Here is a 17,503-nt window from a genome sequence, read left to right as displayed (position 1 = left end):
GGCTACTTTAGCCACTGAACCCCAACAGGTTCCATCTTTTTATTCAATTTTATCTCACGAATTCAGGAAGGTATCAACCACGACGGCTAATCATCCATGCTCATGCTAATTAATCAATGGCATTTTGATTCGTTTGAAAAATCACTTTGGAAAACGCAGTGCTTAATCCCACTTGATCCTGGCCGATTTATTTTCGAGATCCACCCAGACCTCCGCATGTTCAAAAGAACGCGTATAAATCCAACCGCTTTTCTTGGCATCCTCTTTGGGCGCTCCAAGCGGCTTGTCAAATTCGTCATACCAATCAAGGGAACCATGATTCTCCCGATAGCCCCAAGTATAACAGAAATAGGAATGCTCCTGGGCGGCTATGAGAAAACAGGCCAAGGGAAACATTATATTCTCTCGAGCCTGAGCGAGAAGGACATCGTAAGGTACGTCACGGATTTCTCGCTGTGTAAAATCGAAGCCTGGCCAGCCTTTCATGATGACCATCTTGGCTTTTTTACCAGCGGCGATCATATCCTCGATATCCTGAGCCATGTTCTCTTTGGATGTACTCTGAAAATGACCAAAGTGTTCTATGGTCGCAGCATCGGTGTAAGGTAAATACTCCCTTCCTAAATTCAGCGATTCCGTGTTTCGGATACCATTGAACATGATGATATGGTCCGCGCCGATTTTCTGGCGTGTCAGTTTGAGAGTCTCGATCAATCCGGCCTGGATGGCGTCATATTTTTCCTGCCCCCAGAGCTTGATATTCGCAGGAGAGGCTATCTGCGGAAACGCGTCAGCAAACACTCCATCGCAGGGACCATCCACAACGGCCTTCTTCACCTCTTCGGTCCACCATTCCCGAACCGCGGGATTCGACAGGTCGTAGCGTTTGATACTCCCGTTCTTTTTGTCCAATGATCCGTCCACGGTCTTGAGCCACCATTCCGGATGTTGTTCATAAACCTGGTGCGCATCGAACATGGAATAATCCAAAAACGTATTCCAATAATAGATGAGTTTCAGATCCGGGTTTGCAGCTTTCAGCCGAACAGTATCGTGCAAGATGCCTTTTTCAGTGGATCCATGAACATTCATGCCATGCGCTTTTTCGAGGCAAACAAAGTTCGTGTGCGATGCTACAAACTCAACCTCCTCATCCGTCAGTCCCGCGTTGTCTCCAAAATGAATATAAACCGGAACCGTGTCCCATGAATATTTTGGAAACAAGTCGGATTGATTTCCGAAAGTCATCACCGACATGGCAAGGACCGGCATTATAATAGCTACAATTGATTTCCTCATTATGGGATCGATTGAAATTTACTCAGTCAGAACAAACTCCGAACTGACCATCAGTCCTCGTTCATCTGTGGCGGAAAAATAAAGTACGGTCACTCCTTTTGGAACCGATGCTGTCATCTTTGACCCGGAGAGGGTTGCGGGGGCTTCCTCCCATAATCGTTCCGGCCAGGCAGAACTATCCAAGGTATAATAAAATTTGGCTTCTGCCACATTCACGGTGGAGGTGTAAGAAACAGAGGCACGTTTGCCACCTATTTCAGGTTTTCCAAACAGAATGAACGGAGCCTCTTGTTTCACTATGCTATCAGCGTAGGCATAAATTTCCTCCGGCTCCCATCCGGGTCCGTGCCCGTGCTTCATTCTTAATTCATAACGTAATGTCGCTGGGCCTTGAACAGCCCGCGCTGACTTCTGAGTAGAGGGCATAGGGAAGTGGGTGTCGTTGGTCCCATTCACCCAGAGTGTGGGTATCTTGACATTTTGAAAATAGGCAGATCCATCAAAATACTGGTTTACGACTTCCGTGTATTTCCCGGGCTTGATCGCTACACCCTGATTTCCATCGGAATCCGGCAAGAATCCACAACCATAAACGGGAATCGCAAATTTGTATCGGTTATCTACACCCATGATCGTGCTCGTGAGTGTTCCTCCCCAACTGATTCCAGTGATGCCAATTTTGTCCTTGTTAACTTCGGGAAAGGAACGAATCAGCGAATGAGCCAGTATCACTTGCGCTACCGCATGATAATACCATTGCTGCTCTATAGGGCTCTCATAGTCACCGAAAATACCGACACGACTGAGGCCCGGATTTTCGGTTGATAAACGTGTACCCCGCGCTTCCCCCTTTTCACGAATTGGATAATGCCCTTCCAGATCCATACTGAACGCGGCGTATCCATGATCATTCCATTTGGCTACCCATTCGTTAAAAGCTGTTCCACCGCCACCGTGCACACACACTACAGCAGGCCATCCACCTTCTGGAGCCTTCCCAATCGGCGAGCTGTAGTAGGCAAATACTTGCACGCGATTTCCATTCACCGGAATGGATTCGTAAAGGACACCGGTCATTCCTTCCTGTGCCGCTTTCTCTGTTTCCTCCCATTCGGGGACCTCATACAGCGTATCCAGGTCCCAAGGACCCACGCGAGCGGCGAATGCGCTGCTAACAAATATAAAACATAGTGTAGCTGCAGTAAGTTTTCTCATTCAAATTTCTTTCTCATTAAACTTGTTATTCCTCGATGCGTCGGGGTCGGTGCCTGAAGGGAAAGGTTGAAATCTTGGAGATCGCCAGCCACTTCGACAAGCTCAAGGAATACAAGCTGGCTCCTACATTTTGACATGCGAAAGATGCTGTAGGAGTGACCTTGGTCGCGAATCGAATACCAAGGATTTCTGCTGGATTCCTTGTATAGGGATTTGGCGCATTTTCAGTCCGTCCATTTACAAGGACGGTTGAGGCGGAAGCTATACCGACAATGAATATTAATTGTTCCCAATGCATATCAGTTCTTTTGCAGTGCGGTGATAAAGTTTTCCATTGGCAAACGAGGGTGTGTTCAAGGACCAGCTTTCACTACGCACACCGAGTGAATTAACATCGATAAAGGCGCTATCATCAAACCTATCTGTGCCCGTCCGGAAGGTGTAGCAATTTCCAATCATCGTGGTGAAGAAAAGGATATCGTTCACCAGAATTGGATTTCCGTTAAAGCACCAATACCAGCCATCACGTTTTGATCGTGGATCAGAGATCGTATCAATTCCACGCGAATTCAAGGCCGTGGTTTTCAACTCTTCTTTCCAAAGATACTCTCCGCGATCGTTATAATGAGCCGGCACTTCAAGGTATTCCACTTTGTCAGTCTTTAGATCCACGCGGGCGAAAGAAAACTGAGGCGAGAGCTTCATCCAACGCTTCATCAGCGGCTGCTTGGTATCATCCTTAGAACACATAAAGTAGAGATGGTCTCCGACGATGATGTTCGTATACCACGCCGGAAACACATTTGGGTTGGGTGTTTGGCTGAGATCGAAATCTGGTCGCAAGACTCGTCGTCCCAGGGCTTGGTCATAGGTTCTCAAATCCACTTTGGTTCGAAGATCTATCGTTTTAAGAATCTCCCCATTCTGAGAATTAAGAACCGTGATCTCACTTTCTGTCTCGGAAAACCACACTGCGAAATCCTTGGTGAAATTTGAGTTGTAAAGCGCAGTATCATTTTCGCCGGAGAGTTCGGTCTGCCAAACCCGTTTACCATCCGCCAAGTCTATCATGGAGTATCCCTTCGGCCCTTCGGGTACGTCGTGATACCCTCCCCTTCCAATCAAAGCCGTCGGTTTGCCCAGAGCGTCCAGCGAATAGCCCGGAGTATTGTAGTGGGTTACCGCGTCTTCGGATATCCATTTCACTTCACCCGTCATCTTATCCAGCCCATACAAATAGTGCCAGCCCAGTTCCCTTTTGCCGTCTACGTTATCGTAGGCTTCCATATTAACCAGGACGTCATTCACCATAAAGGGCTCATGCTGCTTGTTAAATGGAAACGGCTTCTCTGGCTTCAGTACCTCCGTCGCTAATCTCCAAGTCCTCTCCCACACAAGCTCCCCGTTCCAGTTCAGGCACACGAGTTTTCCTCCCGCATTGGTAAACCAGACATGCTCGCCATCCGTAATGGGTGTCGGGGAAGTGGAATCGCTGAACCCATACATATAACCGCTAGGATTGGCGGCCTTGATTTCATACTGCCAAATCACGTCACCGTTATTCGCGTTTATACAGAGCGCCTGGATTGTCCCTGTTTTGTAGGGATCCGGTTTATCGCTATCGAACGGTTCCATGATAGTCAGGAATAATCGATCCTTCCATACAGCGATTCCGCTTTGTCCCGATTCATCGAGTGCCTTTCTCCAGAGAATATTTTTATCCTCTGCTACGTTAAAGGAAGTCGGGATTTCCGCATCGGTTTGTGTGCTCCAACTTCCATGAGGTCCAGCCGCTTGAGGCCAAGAGCTTGAATGCGGCGATTTAATCCGTATTTCTTTAGCTTCAACCGTTAAGGGTGAGAAAATGCAAAAGCAGATCAGGAATGAGGAATAATAAACGCAATTAAGTAATCTATTCAGGGGAAAAATTATCATGGGGAATCGCTGGTGTAGGATTTTGAAAGTTATCTCGAGATCACCCTACACGCTCAAATAATTACTGATTTGAATAACAGGCTCGATGTTGGTGCAATTAATAACATCAGCCACCAATCGGGCTCCTTCCTTTTCAAACGCGGCGGTGCAATCATCCATATTTTTGAACACCAGATAACCAATGGCGTGAAATGGAGCTTCGGTACCACCCACTCCAGGAATTCCCACATCCATTTCCGCAGACACGAGGCCGAGCGGATCAAGCAACTCGTGGACGAGTTTGAAATGCACATGTTGGTAGTAATCCACATCAAAGGTGCTTCCTTCGCTTCTTCGGTAAGTAACACAGATTCTAATCATTTTATTATTTGGTTGATAGGTTTATGGGGTAAATACTCTACCTAGTGGCAGAGAAAAGATTGCCAACTCGATATGCTAGCAGATCTATACTGGATGCCCATCCTGTTTTTACCGGATGCATGATTTAGGTAATTCATTCTACAGGGAGCGTAGGGCTCGATGCTTGCATCGACGCCTTGTCCGGGAACGTTGTGGGTCACAGAGGCCGAGTTGCGAGCAACTGGCCCTACGGCGCATGATTTAGACCATTAGTGCGTAGATTCGGGCAATGCAAAGGCGACATAAGCATCACCCGAGGGAGTACCGTTTTTTCCACCGCCTCCGGATGCGATGACGACATACTGACGACCGTCAATTTCGTAGATGGAGGGATTTGCATAAGCTCCGAAAGGGAGTTTGGTTTCCCACAAGATCTCGCCCGTTTCACTATCAAGAGCTCTAAATTTTTCATCCGTCGACCCGCCAATGAAAACGAGGCCACCTGCAGTTACGGTTGGGCCTCCAAAGAGCGGCGTTCCAGTAGCCGGGATGCCACGCCGAGTGAGTTCTTCGTATTCACCAATCGGAGTTTGCCAGACAATTTCTCCTCTATTGAGATCGATGGCGCTCAGCACACCCCACGGGGGTTTGACGGCTGGGTATCCCTCTTTATCCACGAATTTATTGAATCCACTAAAGGTATAGTCTTGTGGAACGAAATCCGGATCTACCGGCTCCTTGTTTTCTTCTTGGGGATCAATGAGAAGAAAATCCACAAGATCGGCGATTACCTTGTCTCCAAGATGGGCAAAGGAAGGCATAATACCGCGACCCGCCTTGAGCAGATCCGCAAGCGCTTCAGGTTCGTATCGCCGGGCTGCGCCACTCAAGCGTTCAATGGCATGACACATCGTGCAGGTTGCTCCGAAAGCAACCGCACCTTTGGCAGCTTTTCCCGTCACTGGATCGAGACGAATGATCAAAGGCAGGTTGTTGCCCGCAACATAGAGCAGATCTGAATTTGGATCAAACGCGGCACCCGGCCACTCGGCTCCTCCTAACACGCCGTATAGAATAGTGCCTTTGGGGCTGATAGGCATAAACCAACCACTGCGGCTTTCAATAAATTGCTCAACCGCGTCGGCGCGAGCTTCCGGAGAGAGGGTCGTAAGCTGGTCGTAAGTAACTTCCTGTCGAGTAAATGGCGGTGGAAGCAGAGGCACCGTTTGAGTAGGCCATGCTTGCTCGATGGAAATATCGGATGCGGGAGCCGGGCGCTCGACGAGTGGAAAGAGTGACCTGCCTGTCAACCGATCCAGCAGGTAGGTATTGCCTGTCTTGCTTACCTGCGCCACGGCATCGACTTGCAAACCATCGCGTTCTACGGTGACGAGCATTGGCGGAGCGGGCAGATCCAAATCCCAAATACCATGTTTGATCTCCTGAAAATGCCAGACGTATTCACCCGTAGCTGCATTGAGTGCGACAACTGAGTTCGCTAAGTCATTTTTTCCTGGATACTGCCACCCAAAAAGGTCTGGTTTGGGGCTGGAGGTAGAACAAAAGACAAGTCCGTTTTCCACATCGACACTTAATCCACTCCAAACATTGGCCCCATAAACTTTAGCCCATGCACCCTCTGGCCACGTGTCTTCAAATCGTTCACCCGGGTGAGGAATCGTATTAAAGATCCATTCCATGTTTCCACTGCGTACATTGTAGGCGCGGACATGCCCCGCTGTATTTCCACGCGAGCCGACAATGAAGAGATCTTTATAGATAACGCCGGCTGCCGGATTCGCTATACCCACGAACTGAGGCGGTTTAGATAAACCATAACGCATATCTACCCGACCGTCTTCTCCAAAGGATGAAATCAATTTTCCCGTATCCGCCTTCACTGCCAGAATGTGATGACCGCGACTGTACAAAATACGTCTATCATCGCCATCCTTCCAGTAGGCGACTCCACGGTTCAGGCCAAAGTACTGACCCTGGTTCGTATCCGGACCTTTTTCAACCTCACCAGAATCACTAAATCTCCACCGTTCGACTCCAGTCGAAGCATCCAAGGCGACCAGATCAAGGTTCGGGGTTGTTGCATAAAGGACACCATCGACGACGATGGGATTGCATTGTATCGTGGATCGTCCTTGAGCGTCGCCCGATCGATAAGTCCAGGCCACCTCCAATTGAGACACGTTGGTCGTATTGACCTGATCGAGACTGGAGTAGCGAGTGATTCCGGTATCTCCTCCAGCCGTGCCCCAATCACGGTAGCCGGACCCTTGTTGGGCCAAAATACAAAGAGGCAGAAAACCAAATAAAAACGATGAGAGTAATTTCATTTTACTCAGAATATGGAAAAGGCAGATCGCCTCAATAGGTGGCAGCAACTTCTTCATGTCCGAGTGCTTCTAATATCGATTTCAAACCTTTCAGATTTGCCACATAGACGGGTTCAGCATCTTGCTTGGCAAAATGGTGAAGGATTCCGATGGGACCCTTGAACCCTGAATCGATAACCGTCTTGATCATCGCCTGTTCACGATCGCCTTCACCAATCAGGATAATCTTTGGACCTTCTACTCGCATGCCATTCAGATTGAACGCAAACAGGTAGGGCTGCATTTTTTGGAAAACCGTCTTAAAATTATCTATGCGGTCATGTCCGTGGTGCATGTTATAAACCATACCCACATGATCCATATTTCCTTCGGAACGAAGTCTCTCAATGATGGCTATCTGGTTGTCCGTTTCACCAAACCATTCCATGTGATTGTAGAGCGCAAATCGAACACCGCGACGTCGCGCTTCAATCGCTAAGGGCCGGAGAATGGCAACCGCCCTGTCGAGCCGCTGATCTTCGGGAATGGCTTCAACCAGATCTTTGCCCAGGGAAAACCAAATGTCGGGCTTTAGATTATGTTTGTCCAAACCCACCAATACCATCCGGGTTTTGGGATCTTCCATGAGGTCCTCATTCGAGGACTGCCACCATACCGAAATAATTGAGATGTCGTACTTCTTGTAGGCCAAGACATGAGCATCAAAAGCATCCTTTGCATTCGCATTGGAAACGATATAACCCGCTTTTTTAAAACCCACTCGTCTCAGCAATTGAGCACGCTCCTCAGCGGATCGCTCGATATCGAAATTTGTAAATGCCCAGGCGAGAATATTTTCTTTGGCAAAATTTTCTGCCGTCGCAACATCCTTAGCGCTCTGCTTTGGAGCACAGGCGGTCATCAATAAACAGAAGCAAAGAAAGAATACATTTTGGATAAGGCGGCTAGACATTTTGCAGTAGAGTTTTGGATTTCAGATAAACCAAGATAGGGGCATTTACTGGAATTCGGTGACCGATCATACTCTATTTGCGTGTCCGCGAAAGACTGTTATCCGAAGGTTTAGCTGGAAGGAATTTCTTCCATGTGTGGATTTGCTTAATAAGCCTATCGGCAACTTCAGGAAAAGTTTTAGCCAGATTGCTTTTTTCAGCCCAATCAGATTCGATATCGTAAAGCTCGATGCGGTCTAACTCCTCGTTCAGCAGTAGCTTCCAGCGGCCGTCACGAACACCCAGGGTTGGCCAGGTATAGTCCTTTGAAATCCCACCTCTCCACTCCCAGAAAATGGGCTTTGTCCGGTTAATGGGTTCCCCCTTAAAAGCCGAAAATGCACTTTGACCGTCCGGCACGAAACCTTCTGGCAAGGCTACTCCCGCAGCCTCAAGAAAGGTCGGGAGCAGATCAACTGCAGTAAGGACGGAGGTCCTGTCCACTTTCCCGGAGGGTACAATGCCCGGCCAACGGACCACGAAAGGCACTCGAACCCCTCCTGCATAAAGCGATCGTTTCTGACCAATCAGACCGCCCGACTCTCCCACCGAATAATAACCCCCGAGGCCAACTTTTGAATTGTTGTGAAATTTATGTTCCGGTCCGCGGGTGGCCTCAGGTCCATTGTCAGACGAAAACACCACGAGGGTGTTATTATCCAGATTCAATGCCTTCAACAAGCCGAGGATCCGCCCTACCCCTTCATCTCCTTCAGCAACCACCGAAGCATAAATCCGTTTCTGCTCATCCAGATTTTTGAATTTCTCCAAGTATTTCTCCAGAGGGAAATGGGCGAGGTGCGTTTCGTGCAGCCATAGGTTCACAAAGAAGGGATGATCCTTGTTTTCCTTTATAAACTTCTCGGCATGGTCAACGGATTCAAGGCCCTGTGGACGAAGCTCATTCTTTCCCGATCCGTTAAAGGTGGCAAAGGCATCATACCCATACAGATCTTCCGATGGAGAGTCCGTCGCATTGCCCAGGTGCCATTTTCCGAAGTGACCCGTCTTATAACCGGCCTCTTTCAGTAAGCGTGGAAGCATAGGTTCCTTAGGATCAAGCCAGTCAGGCATCCCCCGTTGTGCGTTGGAAGGAACGCCAGCAAAATGTTGATGAATAGAAAATCTTGCCGGAAATTTTCCGGTCATGACTGCAACCCGGCTTGGCGAACACACCGGACTGTTCACCGTGAAGTTTTGGAAATCAATCCCCTCCGCTGCCATTTGATCGATGTTCGGAGTTTGCACAAAATCACTCCCGTGCAAACTCAGATCTCCGTAGCCCCAATCGTCCGCGAATATGAAAACTATATTAGGCTGCTTCGCTGCAACCGTTAGCCAGCTAAACAATGCCGATACCATCAAAAATATAAGGTTCTTCATTTTCATACTATTCATATTGGATTACTTTCTTAGTCCAATCTGTGAAAGATCGATTGGAACAATACCCAATTTAAGTGCAGGTGAGTTGGGTTTAAACCGGAAATCGCCATTCTCCACGTCCATAAACAATGGATTGAATGCCAGACTATTGTCATCAACGCCGTCTTGTTGTTGCTTCTTCAGCATTTCACTTCCGAGTTGGGGGTCCTCCGCGCAAAAGTAGATGTTGTAATCGGTATTGGCATCCTTGGCCAGCGCCAGTCCTCTTCCCCTGCTATCCTCGGTTGTTATTCCTTTCCCGGGTTCCAGTTCATCGATGAAAGTCACATTAGCAGTGGAAGAATAAAAAATGTTCTTTTGGATGACCGCATCCGTCATGGGACCTTCCCTGAGGGACAGGTAGTATCCGCGTGGCGGGGCGATGACGTCTATGACGAAGTTATTTTCTGCCCGGTTGTTCAGTTTTAATATGATGCCTTGGGCAGTACACTTGTAGATGATGTTTTCCGTGATCAGCGTATCCATCTGCCCCCCATCCGTACGCAGGGCAGCCTGCATGTGCATCGGTGTGACCAGGTGATGAATGTAGTTTCTACGAAGCACGTTTCCCGCACCAGCACCACGCACATAAATTCCGTTTCCGTCTCCCATCTTCTCCATCACATGATGAATTTCGTTGTACTCGATCATATTGTCATGGGAGTGCTTGTATATGAGAGCCTCGGCATCCGTTTTTCTGGAACGTCCGCCCCCGACTTCCTGCCAACGGATGGTTCGCACCAATTCCCGATTATCCCCTCTCTCAAAAAAATGGGTCATGCATCCGGAAACGATCATTCCGCAGTAAGGCGTGTTATGGATCAGATTATTGGCTACCCTGTTTTCCCCACTCTGCCAGAGGAAAATTCCAGGCGAATGGATGTAGATAAGTCCAATGTGGTGGATATGATTGTTATAAACGAGGTTCTTCCGGTTCACATCCTTGGTACCCGGACCATATCCACAGAGCAGGATTCCTCCACCGCCCATCTGTTCAATATGATTGTTGGATATTGTGTTCTCCATCCCGTGTAAATCCACACGAATGGCGCCACTGCCACTGTGGGTAAAATGACATTGCTCAATGGTGCAGTTCTCCGTACTGCGCAGACGCACCAAAGCATTCGCCTTATCGAGCATGTCCCAGTCATGCTGCAGACCGGCGTCACCCTCAGCCAATGTATACCGCTCGCCATGCATAAAAGTCAGGCCACGAAATACGAGGTTGCGCACCGGAATGTCAGTCGGTCCCTCCTTGTCTATGTCCCCCTCCACACGAATCAGCTCCAGTAACTGGGGAGCCAGAACAGGCGTCTGGTTTCGCGGCCAGAGGTAAAGCTTTCCTTCTTTCGTGTTCAACACCCACTCGCCCGGTTCATCGAGCTCCTCCAGAACATTTTCCACCCAACAATTTTCGGTGGTCTTCAGGAAATGGAGATCATTCATTGCATAGGTTGCCTCAATGGACGTTCGGGCAATCCCTGCTCTCTCATCGACCGACTCCAGTGGCAGAACATTGGATATCCATGCATGATGCGGACGAACTATAATTTCCACGTCGGAAATATTGGACCAGTTTTTCAACCTGCCTGCTGGGAAATGCATTTCCGTTCTGCTCCCTCCTTTCTGGGTAATGAAACCTTCCGACTTGGCCCGCGGTAGCATACCCTCCCCATCATACAGAGTTTTGAAGCTGCCGGATACCTCAGCCACCAAGACCTTTCCTCGCGCCTCTTTGGGCAAACCTGCTAAATCACTCGGTGCTTGTTTCCATCCCTGGATTTCCCGGCCCGAACTGAAGACAGGAGTCTCTCCCGAATAGGCGGCATAGGTGACGGTCGAGTTGCCCATACCTGAGTCTTCGACACCGAATACTATCGTTTTGTCCAGCTGGTAAGTGCCCTCCCGAATAAGCACAATGACATCGGCCTGTTTACTTTTCTTCAATTCCCGAACGGCGTCACGCGCTCGTTCCAGGGTCGCAAAAGGACCTTCATTCCCCTGCCCGTTGGGCTCTGCTGTGGTGCCCGACCAAGTATCGGAGCCGTTGGCAGAAACATAGAAGTCGGCCTTCTCAGAAGATTGAGCTGAAAGATTACAAGTTATCAGAAGTAAAACGGATAGAAGGAGGTATATAAATCGAATTACTTTCATTGTCCTAAATACTAACTGCCGCAGGTCAGTTGCCCACCCTATTTTTACAGGATAATTTAGTTTGATATTTCTTTTGTTCAGGGCATCCACCAATTCGGCGATCAAGTCCTCTTGCTTCCTCAAATTCCCGAATCCAAAACTCGGTGAGTTACGACCTTACTGCAATTGATTTCCCTTTTTCCACAGACATACAGTTAGTCGCTACACGTCCCCGTGGCACCGTGCCTTGCGCGAAGGCAGGCACCGCCCCCGAATCTCCTGGAAATACACGGCACTGCGAGGACGCACTAGCCCTACCAATCTCGGTTACAAGAAAGTTGCATTGAGCTGTTCGCTCGAGCCCAAAGACCGGATACTCCCCGCAGATAAATGGTACCCCGAATCCAAATCTCGGGAAAACGCAAGCTTGCTAAATCCTGATCACCGCGCAGTATTTCAAAGGTTCCGTAGGCGTATTCAAAATCGCTGACAACGGATCCATAGAAAAACAAACTCAAGTTCTGATGCACGAAGTCCCCTCCAAAGTGAATAGCCGCCAAATGGATCCTCACCCGCACTGGACCGGCTTTTCGCCCGATGGTAAATTCGCCCTGGTCCCGGATCTCGGCACCGATAACATCCACATCTACAAGGTCGACTTAGACGGATCGTCGCTCACTCCCCATAGTCTTGCCCCATCCGTACCGGGCGGCGGACCACGCCACATGAGATTCTCAACCAACGGGAAATTTGTCTATTCCGCAAACTGGGGCCACGATTCAATCACCGCTTTCAAGACGGAATCCACAACCGGAAAGCTCACTGAAATCGAAACAGAACCCATCCATGGAAGCTGGCCAAGAAACGCCCGCATCGATCCCACGGGAAAGTGGTTGTTCGTATCCGGAGAAGCCTCCAACACGGTATCCATTTTCTCCATCAATCAAGAAACCGGCGAACTTACCTTCCCCACTAAAAACCTGGTAAACCTCCCCAGCGTATACTGCATCCTCTTCAAGGAGTAGACGAATAAGATCTCGAAGTTTGATGAGGTCAGGGAAAGAGCAGCATCACAGTCAACCATCAAGACCTTACGGACGTCTGTTCCTCACATTACATATTCTGTCGCGCCTGGAATATAAAGTAATTTCATTATTCTTGTTTGGAAATGCTAACCAGATTTGGTATCACTATTGCGATGGCGGTTACAGTATTATCATGCGGTTGTCAGGCAGTTCAGCGCTTCAACGCGCGGGGGCAACTTCATGGCGAAACGGTCCATACTACCCTGGATTCACCCCAGGCGGCCTACTACTTGTCCCATTACCTTCAGGGCGAGAAAAGCAATCCTGAGTTTAACGCCCGAATCGATACCTTGTTCAGAACAATGCCATCCACGGGCTGGCCGGACCGGGAATATCTGCTTCGGATCGCGGAAGAGGAATCGGTCGATTTCGCAGCGCTCTATCTAGCAGGCCTTGTGAGCAGAGATCCGGCCAGTTTGGATTGTCAGCGGCGATTCCAATTCTACCTAGAAAACCCGGACTCGGAGCGCCTGGAAAAGTATTACAACCGTTACCGGGTGCTTTTCGTGCCGGGGTGGGATTACGTGAAGAGCGGTCATTTGACAGGTGCGGATCTGGCCCGACCCAGGCAGCTTCTCAGTGATCTGGGAATCGACAACCGGTTGATCGAAATAGACCCCAATGGATCGGTGGAAGAGAACGCGGATTTGATCGTTGAAACCTTAAGGAGACTGGCGAGTCAGGACAAAAAATGCATAATTGCGGGGGCGAGTTCCGCAGGACCGGCGATACATCTTGCCCTGGAGGAGTTTCGGAATACCGGAAATGTCCATTTCGGAGCTTGGATCAACCTGGGAGGTATCCTTCAAGGGAGCCCGCTTTTTGAGCACTACAATACTTTTCCCAGGGCATGGTTCATGAATGCGGTACTGTTTATTAAAGGATGGAAAAAGGATGCCGTGGCCTCCATGGGAGCTGAGTCCTGCCGTAAACGGATTGAGCAACTGCAACTTCCTGCGGGACTGCTAATTGTCAATTATGTGGGTTTGTCCTTTTCCGGACAACTCAGCAAATACGCCAAGAATAACTACAAAGCCTTGGTCAGCCAGGGCCCCAACGACGGTTTGACCCTGCTTGCAGACACTCTCATCCCCGGCAGCCGGACTTTGATCGCGCCCAATAGCGACCACTTCTTTGCGGAAGACCCACACATCGATGCCAAAACATTGGCTATGGCCAAAACAGTCATATCTATCCTTGAGGACGAACTACTGTAGAATTGGAAATATCTGGCTCCGCTATGCTTAATCATTTGGAAGGCACCCCAGGATCACAGGAGCATCTCAGTCAACAATCAAAACCTGCCCCCGCTGATTCCTTTTGCCATTGCCGGTCCTTGTCGCTAGTTCTGAGATACAATGATGGACGCATTTTTTAAGGGGCTTGGAAAAAAGGTCGGGGAGACTTATAAAAAGTCCCGCTGGCTCTATGATTCCTTACTCGGAACCGAAGAAGAGAGCATCGCCTCGGAATATAAGCTGGGCCATCAGATGGCCAAAGAAATCACAGCCGAAAGTGAAAGGGTCGAAATCGAATTTATAGATGCGCTTTATAAGCGCCTGGCCGCATGGATCAATACGCCTCACCGCTTCACCTGCACGGTCATACGATCAAGCGATGTGAATGCCTTTGTGCTGCCGGGCGGATTTATATTTCTGACGGATGCCCTCGTGAATCACTGCGGGCGCAATGAAGACGAACTCGCCTTTATTATCGCTCATGAAATGGGCCACGTAGTGAAAGGGCATGCGTTTGACCGCATGATAGCCGAGCATTCCATTCAAGTGATCAGCAAATGGCTTCGGGCCGGTGGCCTCCTCGGGGCTGCCGCCAAGCAGGCCACTCTGAAATTCCTTAAGACGGAGTATTCGCGCGACAACGAATACGAGGCGGACGACTTCGGAATACGGCTCGCTATGGCAGCCGGTCGTGATCCGAAGGGAGCCATTCGAATATTTGAGCGACTGAAGCCATTGAAGGAATCGGATATCCCTGAATATTTCTCAACCCACCCTTCTTTTAACTCCCGCATAGCCCAGATAAAAGAAGCCGCGCAGCGCATACGACCTCGATGATCGAACGGACGGAGCAAACGACGTCAGCAACTGTGTTTTCAAAAACGGTATCCATTTTCTCCAACCATCAAAACCGGCGAACTCACCTGCCGCACGGTGGAAGAGACGCGTCTGGTCACCGAAGCCGCGCGCAAGGCGGGTGGCTCACCTTCGATTGGAAGACTATGGAATGCCCTAGTGCGCCGGAGACGGAGGCGCTCATCAAGCCTCAGTACAAGGAGGTTTGGAAAAGCTAGCCGGGAATTCTTGGACCTTTACTAGTTGTCTTCCTAATCAAGTTTCGAGCAACAAGACACTAACATCAGAGAGATTACTGGTAGGCACAGAGCCCCGAATAATCCTTATAAGCGAGGATTCTCACACCAAACAACATTGTTTGAAGCGCGCCCGCCAATCAGCAGATCCAAATCTCCATCCAGATCCATATCAAAGGCCCTAATGTCATAAGCCTCTTGATTGGTCGTGACCAAATGGTTCTTGAACTGACCGTGCCCGTCGTTTTCGAACCACCAAGCTTCCTTGTCTCCAAAAGCACAGGTCGCAGCGTCTAGATCTCCGTCCCCATCCATATCCGTAACCAACAGACTATGGGGCTCTTTCAGCGTGGGGTGAATCCCATGCTCTTTCCACATCGGAGCCTCGAACCAAACTACGCCCCGCCCGTGACCTCGCGATGCCACAGATGGGCAGTTGATTCTTCGCCGTCACATTGAGTCCTCGGCCGAAAGTGAAAACTTGATAGGACTGCCCTTTGAGTGAAACCAAGCGCTCCAATCCTCGGCCCTCTTGCCCGGGCTCCGGACAATAAACGAGTAGGTCAAAGCTAGCATGAGTATTGATGACCGTTTCAAGTTGATTTATTACCTCCTTTGGAAGCTCTCGCCTGAATTCATAAGGAACTGTCAAAGCAAGTGCTGTTGCCGGAGCGATTCTAATAAGCTCCTTCATTTCAGATCGCCGAACAGAAGCAACTGCTACACCCTCCTCTACCATTGAAGCATTCACAGTTTCATTTTCATTGAAGAATCTCTCCATCCATTCTTCAAAAGCCTCGATAGCAGAGGACGAAACCAAATCTGGTGTTTCTTCTATCACCGATGAATTCAATCTTGATCCTGCAGTTTTCTTCAGAGGGGAATTTCCCTCCTCCACTCTTTCCAGACCGGTAGAATCATACCGATTGGAGATCCAAAGAGAGACCCCACAAAAGATCAAAAAGGAAATAAAAAATCCGGTCTTTTTAATGAGGGTCATAAAATGGAAACATAAGGAAACTGGTTCTTATTTTCTCTAAAGCATGAAGCCTAAGGTATTGTAGACGACTCAAAAAAATTCTTTCAACGAAACTCGAACAATAGTTGATTGCAGACGGCCATAACTCTTGAGTAAATACAATGACGACATGAAAAAACGTTGCCTGCTTCATACACTGCTAATTCTGACGATTGGCTTTCCCCCAACATTCCTTCCGGCCGAAGTTGAGCTTCCCTTTGGGAAAAATCCTTCACGCAAGGAAGTGAGAAATTGGATAAACAACCTATCGCAGAATGAACGGGCGGAGGGGATTGCCACATTTTACGAACAAATTGGAAAACCCGTTTTGCAACGAACTCTGAACCAAAAAAAATACGTAGCTCCTGGGCTGAGCGACGAAGATACCAGGTCCTTCGTTTTTAAGACCACCGAGAAAAGGAATCTTCATATCTTTGTGGATTATCCTGACACCTGGCAAGCCACCGACAAACGCCCTGCCCTTGTTTTCTGGCACGGTGGCGGTTTTACCCAAGGAAATGCCGGACAATTCTACCACCAAGCCAATTACTTCACTCAACGTGGAGCCGTTTGTTTTCGTCCCGAATACCGAATACGAGATCTGGATCAGACGATTCCTGTCTCGGCAGTAGAGGACGGGATCAGCGCCATTCGTTGGATTAAGGAAAGAGCTCAGGAGTTTGGTATCGATCCGAATGAAATAGTGGTTGGCGGAGGTTCCGCCGGAGGATGTATGGCTTCTGCCGTTGCGACAGTAGATGCCCAGAAATTTGCGCAGCTTGGTTTTGTCGGCGAAGAGGACAATCTCGACATCGATATCGGCGTAAAAGCCATGCTTCTATTTAACCCATTCGTCGATTTCTTTGAACCAACCCACCCGAGACAAATTGAGGAAGAATGCCTCTTCCTCGGCAAAGACCCAGAAGACTACCGGGAAGGACTGCATGTGGTATCGGCCATCGAAAATCTGACCAAAGATTCGCCACCGAGCATCATCCTGTTTGGGACAAGGGACGCGTTTTACGTTTCGGACATTAGATGGATCATTCGCACAAAAGAACTTGGATTAAAGTGCCAAAGTTACGTCTATAAAGGCGAGGTTCACAGTTGGTATAACAACTCTCCTCACCTGGAATACACCACCCACAATGTAAACGAGTTTCTGATCGATATAGGATTCCTCAACAGGGAACCCGTGGTCGAAATGCCTCACAAGTCAATCAGCTCGAATAGAAGCGACATTCAAGACACCAAATACGACGGAAAAAAAGACTGGGATGAATTGGCGAAATTCAAAAAACTTCGCGAGGATAACGATATTCCACTCATCCCATTTAAGCACTACGAACAATAGATTTTCTATTCCTCTTGATACGGCTAAGCAAACT

At 48.8% G+C, this 17,503-nt stretch carries 14 protein-coding genes; 4 read left to right on the top strand and 10 right to left on the bottom strand.

Annotated elements, in window-relative coordinates; translation table 11 throughout:
- Positions 1 to 162: 162 nt before the first annotated feature.
- The 8 genes from O3C43_07860 to O3C43_07825 form a co-directional block, all read right to left on the bottom strand.
- On the bottom strand, positions 163 to 1,299 hold the full coding sequence (locus O3C43_07860) for a putative glycoside hydrolase (protein MDA1066403.1): 1,137 nt from the start codon (positions 1,297 to 1,299) through the stop codon (positions 163 to 165).
- Between the two features lie 18 nt (positions 1,300 to 1,317).
- Positions 1,318 to 2,514: a prolyl oligopeptidase family serine peptidase gene (locus O3C43_07855; protein ID MDA1066402.1), complete on the bottom strand. Its 1,197-nt coding sequence runs from the start codon at positions 2,512 to 2,514 to the stop codon at positions 1,318 to 1,320.
- Between the two features lie 279 nt (positions 2,515 to 2,793).
- A complete protein-coding gene (locus O3C43_07850; protein ID MDA1066401.1) occupies positions 2,794 to 4,449 on the bottom strand; it encodes a PQQ-binding-like beta-propeller repeat protein in 1,656 nt (551 codons plus the stop codon).
- Between the two features lie 45 nt (positions 4,450 to 4,494).
- On the bottom strand, positions 4,495 to 4,809 hold the full coding sequence (locus O3C43_07845) for an EthD family reductase (protein ID MDA1066400.1): 315 nt from the start codon (positions 4,807 to 4,809) through the stop codon (positions 4,495 to 4,497).
- A gap of 248 nt (positions 4,810 to 5,057) precedes the next feature.
- A complete protein-coding gene (locus O3C43_07840) occupies positions 5,058 to 7,136 on the bottom strand; it encodes a PQQ-binding-like beta-propeller repeat protein (protein MDA1066399.1) in 2,079 nt (692 codons plus the stop codon).
- Positions 7,137 to 7,167: 31 nt separating this feature from the next.
- Positions 7,168 to 8,088, bottom strand: a complete 921-nt coding sequence (locus O3C43_07835) for a TIM barrel protein (GenBank protein ID MDA1066398.1) — start codon at positions 8,086 to 8,088, stop codon at positions 7,168 to 7,170.
- 73 nt (positions 8,089 to 8,161) lie between these two features.
- Positions 8,162 to 9,511, bottom strand: coding sequence for a sulfatase-like hydrolase/transferase (locus tag O3C43_07830; protein ID MDA1066397.1), 1,350 nt, complete (start codon positions 9,509 to 9,511; stop codon positions 8,162 to 8,164).
- Between the two features lie 21 nt (positions 9,512 to 9,532).
- A complete protein-coding gene (locus tag O3C43_07825) occupies positions 9,533 to 11,704 on the bottom strand; it encodes a right-handed parallel beta-helix repeat-containing protein (GenBank protein ID MDA1066396.1) in 2,172 nt (723 codons plus the stop codon).
- Positions 11,705 to 12,123: 419 nt separating this feature from the next.
- Here O3C43_07825 and O3C43_07820 point away from each other — a divergent pair, with 419 nt between their 5' ends.
- The 3 genes from O3C43_07820 to O3C43_07810 all read left to right on the top strand — a co-directional run bounded on the left by O3C43_07820 (position 12,124) and on the right by O3C43_07810 (position 14,843).
- Positions 12,124 to 12,708, top strand: a complete 585-nt coding sequence (locus tag O3C43_07820) for a beta-propeller fold lactonase family protein (GenBank protein MDA1066395.1) — start codon at positions 12,124 to 12,126, stop codon at positions 12,706 to 12,708.
- A 143-nt stretch (positions 12,709 to 12,851) separates the two neighbouring features.
- Positions 12,852 to 13,985 carry a hypothetical protein gene (locus O3C43_07815; GenBank protein MDA1066394.1) on the top strand — a complete coding sequence of 378 codons (1,134 nt, stop codon included), beginning with the start codon at positions 12,852 to 12,854 and terminating at the stop codon, positions 13,983 to 13,985.
- Positions 13,986 to 14,126: 141 nt separating this feature from the next.
- Positions 14,127 to 14,843 carry a M48 family metallopeptidase gene (locus O3C43_07810; protein MDA1066393.1) on the top strand — a complete coding sequence of 239 codons (717 nt, stop codon included), beginning with the start codon at positions 14,127 to 14,129 and terminating at the stop codon, positions 14,841 to 14,843.
- A 341-nt stretch (positions 14,844 to 15,184) separates the two neighbouring features.
- Here the strand turns inward: O3C43_07810 and O3C43_07805 are convergent, their stop codons facing one another.
- Both O3C43_07805 and O3C43_07800 read right to left on the bottom strand, forming a co-directional pair.
- On the bottom strand, positions 15,185 to 15,475 hold the full coding sequence (locus tag O3C43_07805) for a VCBS repeat-containing protein (protein ID MDA1066392.1): 291 nt from the start codon (positions 15,473 to 15,475) through the stop codon (positions 15,185 to 15,187).
- The gene (locus O3C43_07800) at positions 15,429 to 16,097 is read right to left on the bottom strand and encodes a hypothetical protein (protein MDA1066391.1); all 669 of its coding nucleotides are present in this window, start codon (positions 16,095 to 16,097) and stop codon (positions 15,429 to 15,431) included. The genes O3C43_07805 and O3C43_07800 overlap by 47 nt, the downstream gene beginning before the upstream one ends.
- 148 nt (positions 16,098 to 16,245) lie before the next feature.
- Between O3C43_07800 and O3C43_07795 the strand changes: the two genes are divergently transcribed.
- Positions 16,246 to 17,469: an alpha/beta hydrolase fold domain-containing protein gene (locus O3C43_07795; protein ID MDA1066390.1), complete on the top strand. Its 1,224-nt coding sequence runs from the start codon at positions 16,246 to 16,248 to the stop codon at positions 17,467 to 17,469.
- The last annotated feature ends 34 nt before the right edge of the window (positions 17,470 to 17,503 follow it).

The organism is Verrucomicrobiota bacterium (assembly GCA_027622555.1).
Lineage (GTDB): Bacteria > Verrucomicrobiota > Verrucomicrobiia > Opitutales > UBA2995 > UBA2995.
The sequence above is the reverse complement of the archived record's forward strand: the minus strand, read 5'-3'. Positions and strand labels throughout refer to the sequence as shown.

What these genes read in the sequence shown, in the direction of transcription:
- O3C43_07860 (MDA1066403.1), bottom strand. Translation starts at nt 1,299, where the DNA reads ATGAGGAAATCAATTGTAGCTATTATAATGCCGGTCCTTGCCATGTCG.
- O3C43_07855 (MDA1066402.1), bottom strand. Translation starts at nt 2,514, where the DNA reads ATGAGAAAACTTACTGCAGCTACACTATGTTTTATATTTGTTAGCAGC.
- O3C43_07850 (MDA1066401.1), bottom strand. Translation starts at nt 4,449, where the DNA reads ATGATAATTTTTCCCCTGAATAGATTACTTAATTGCGTTTATTATTCC.
- O3C43_07845 (MDA1066400.1), bottom strand. Translation starts at nt 4,809, where the DNA reads ATGATTAGAATCTGTGTTACTTACCGAAGAAGCGAAGGAAGCACCTTT.
- O3C43_07840 (MDA1066399.1), bottom strand. Translation starts at nt 7,136, where the DNA reads ATGAAATTACTCTCATCGTTTTTATTTGGTTTTCTGCCTCTTTGTATT.
- O3C43_07835 (MDA1066398.1), bottom strand. Translation starts at nt 8,088, where the DNA reads ATGTCTAGCCGCCTTATCCAAAATGTATTCTTTCTTTGCTTCTGTTTA.
- O3C43_07830 (MDA1066397.1), bottom strand. Translation starts at nt 9,511, where the DNA reads ATGAAGAACCTTATATTTTTGATGGTATCGGCATTGTTTAGCTGGCTA.
- O3C43_07825 (MDA1066396.1), bottom strand. Translation starts at nt 11,704, where the DNA reads ATGAAAGTAATTCGATTTATATACCTCCTTCTATCCGTTTTACTTCTG.
- O3C43_07815 (MDA1066394.1), top strand. Translation starts at nt 12,852, where the DNA reads ATGCTAACCAGATTTGGTATCACTATTGCGATGGCGGTTACAGTATTA.
- O3C43_07810 (MDA1066393.1), top strand. Translation starts at nt 14,127, where the DNA reads ATGATGGACGCATTTTTTAAGGGGCTTGGAAAAAAGGTCGGGGAGACT.
- O3C43_07805 (MDA1066392.1), bottom strand. Translation starts at nt 15,475, where the DNA reads ATGTGGAAAGAGCATGGGATTCACCCCACGCTGAAAGAGCCCCATAGT.
- O3C43_07800 (MDA1066391.1), bottom strand. Translation starts at nt 16,097, where the DNA reads ATGACCCTCATTAAAAAGACCGGATTTTTTATTTCCTTTTTGATCTTT.
- O3C43_07795 (MDA1066390.1), top strand. Translation starts at nt 16,246, where the DNA reads ATGAAAAAACGTTGCCTGCTTCATACACTGCTAATTCTGACGATTGGC.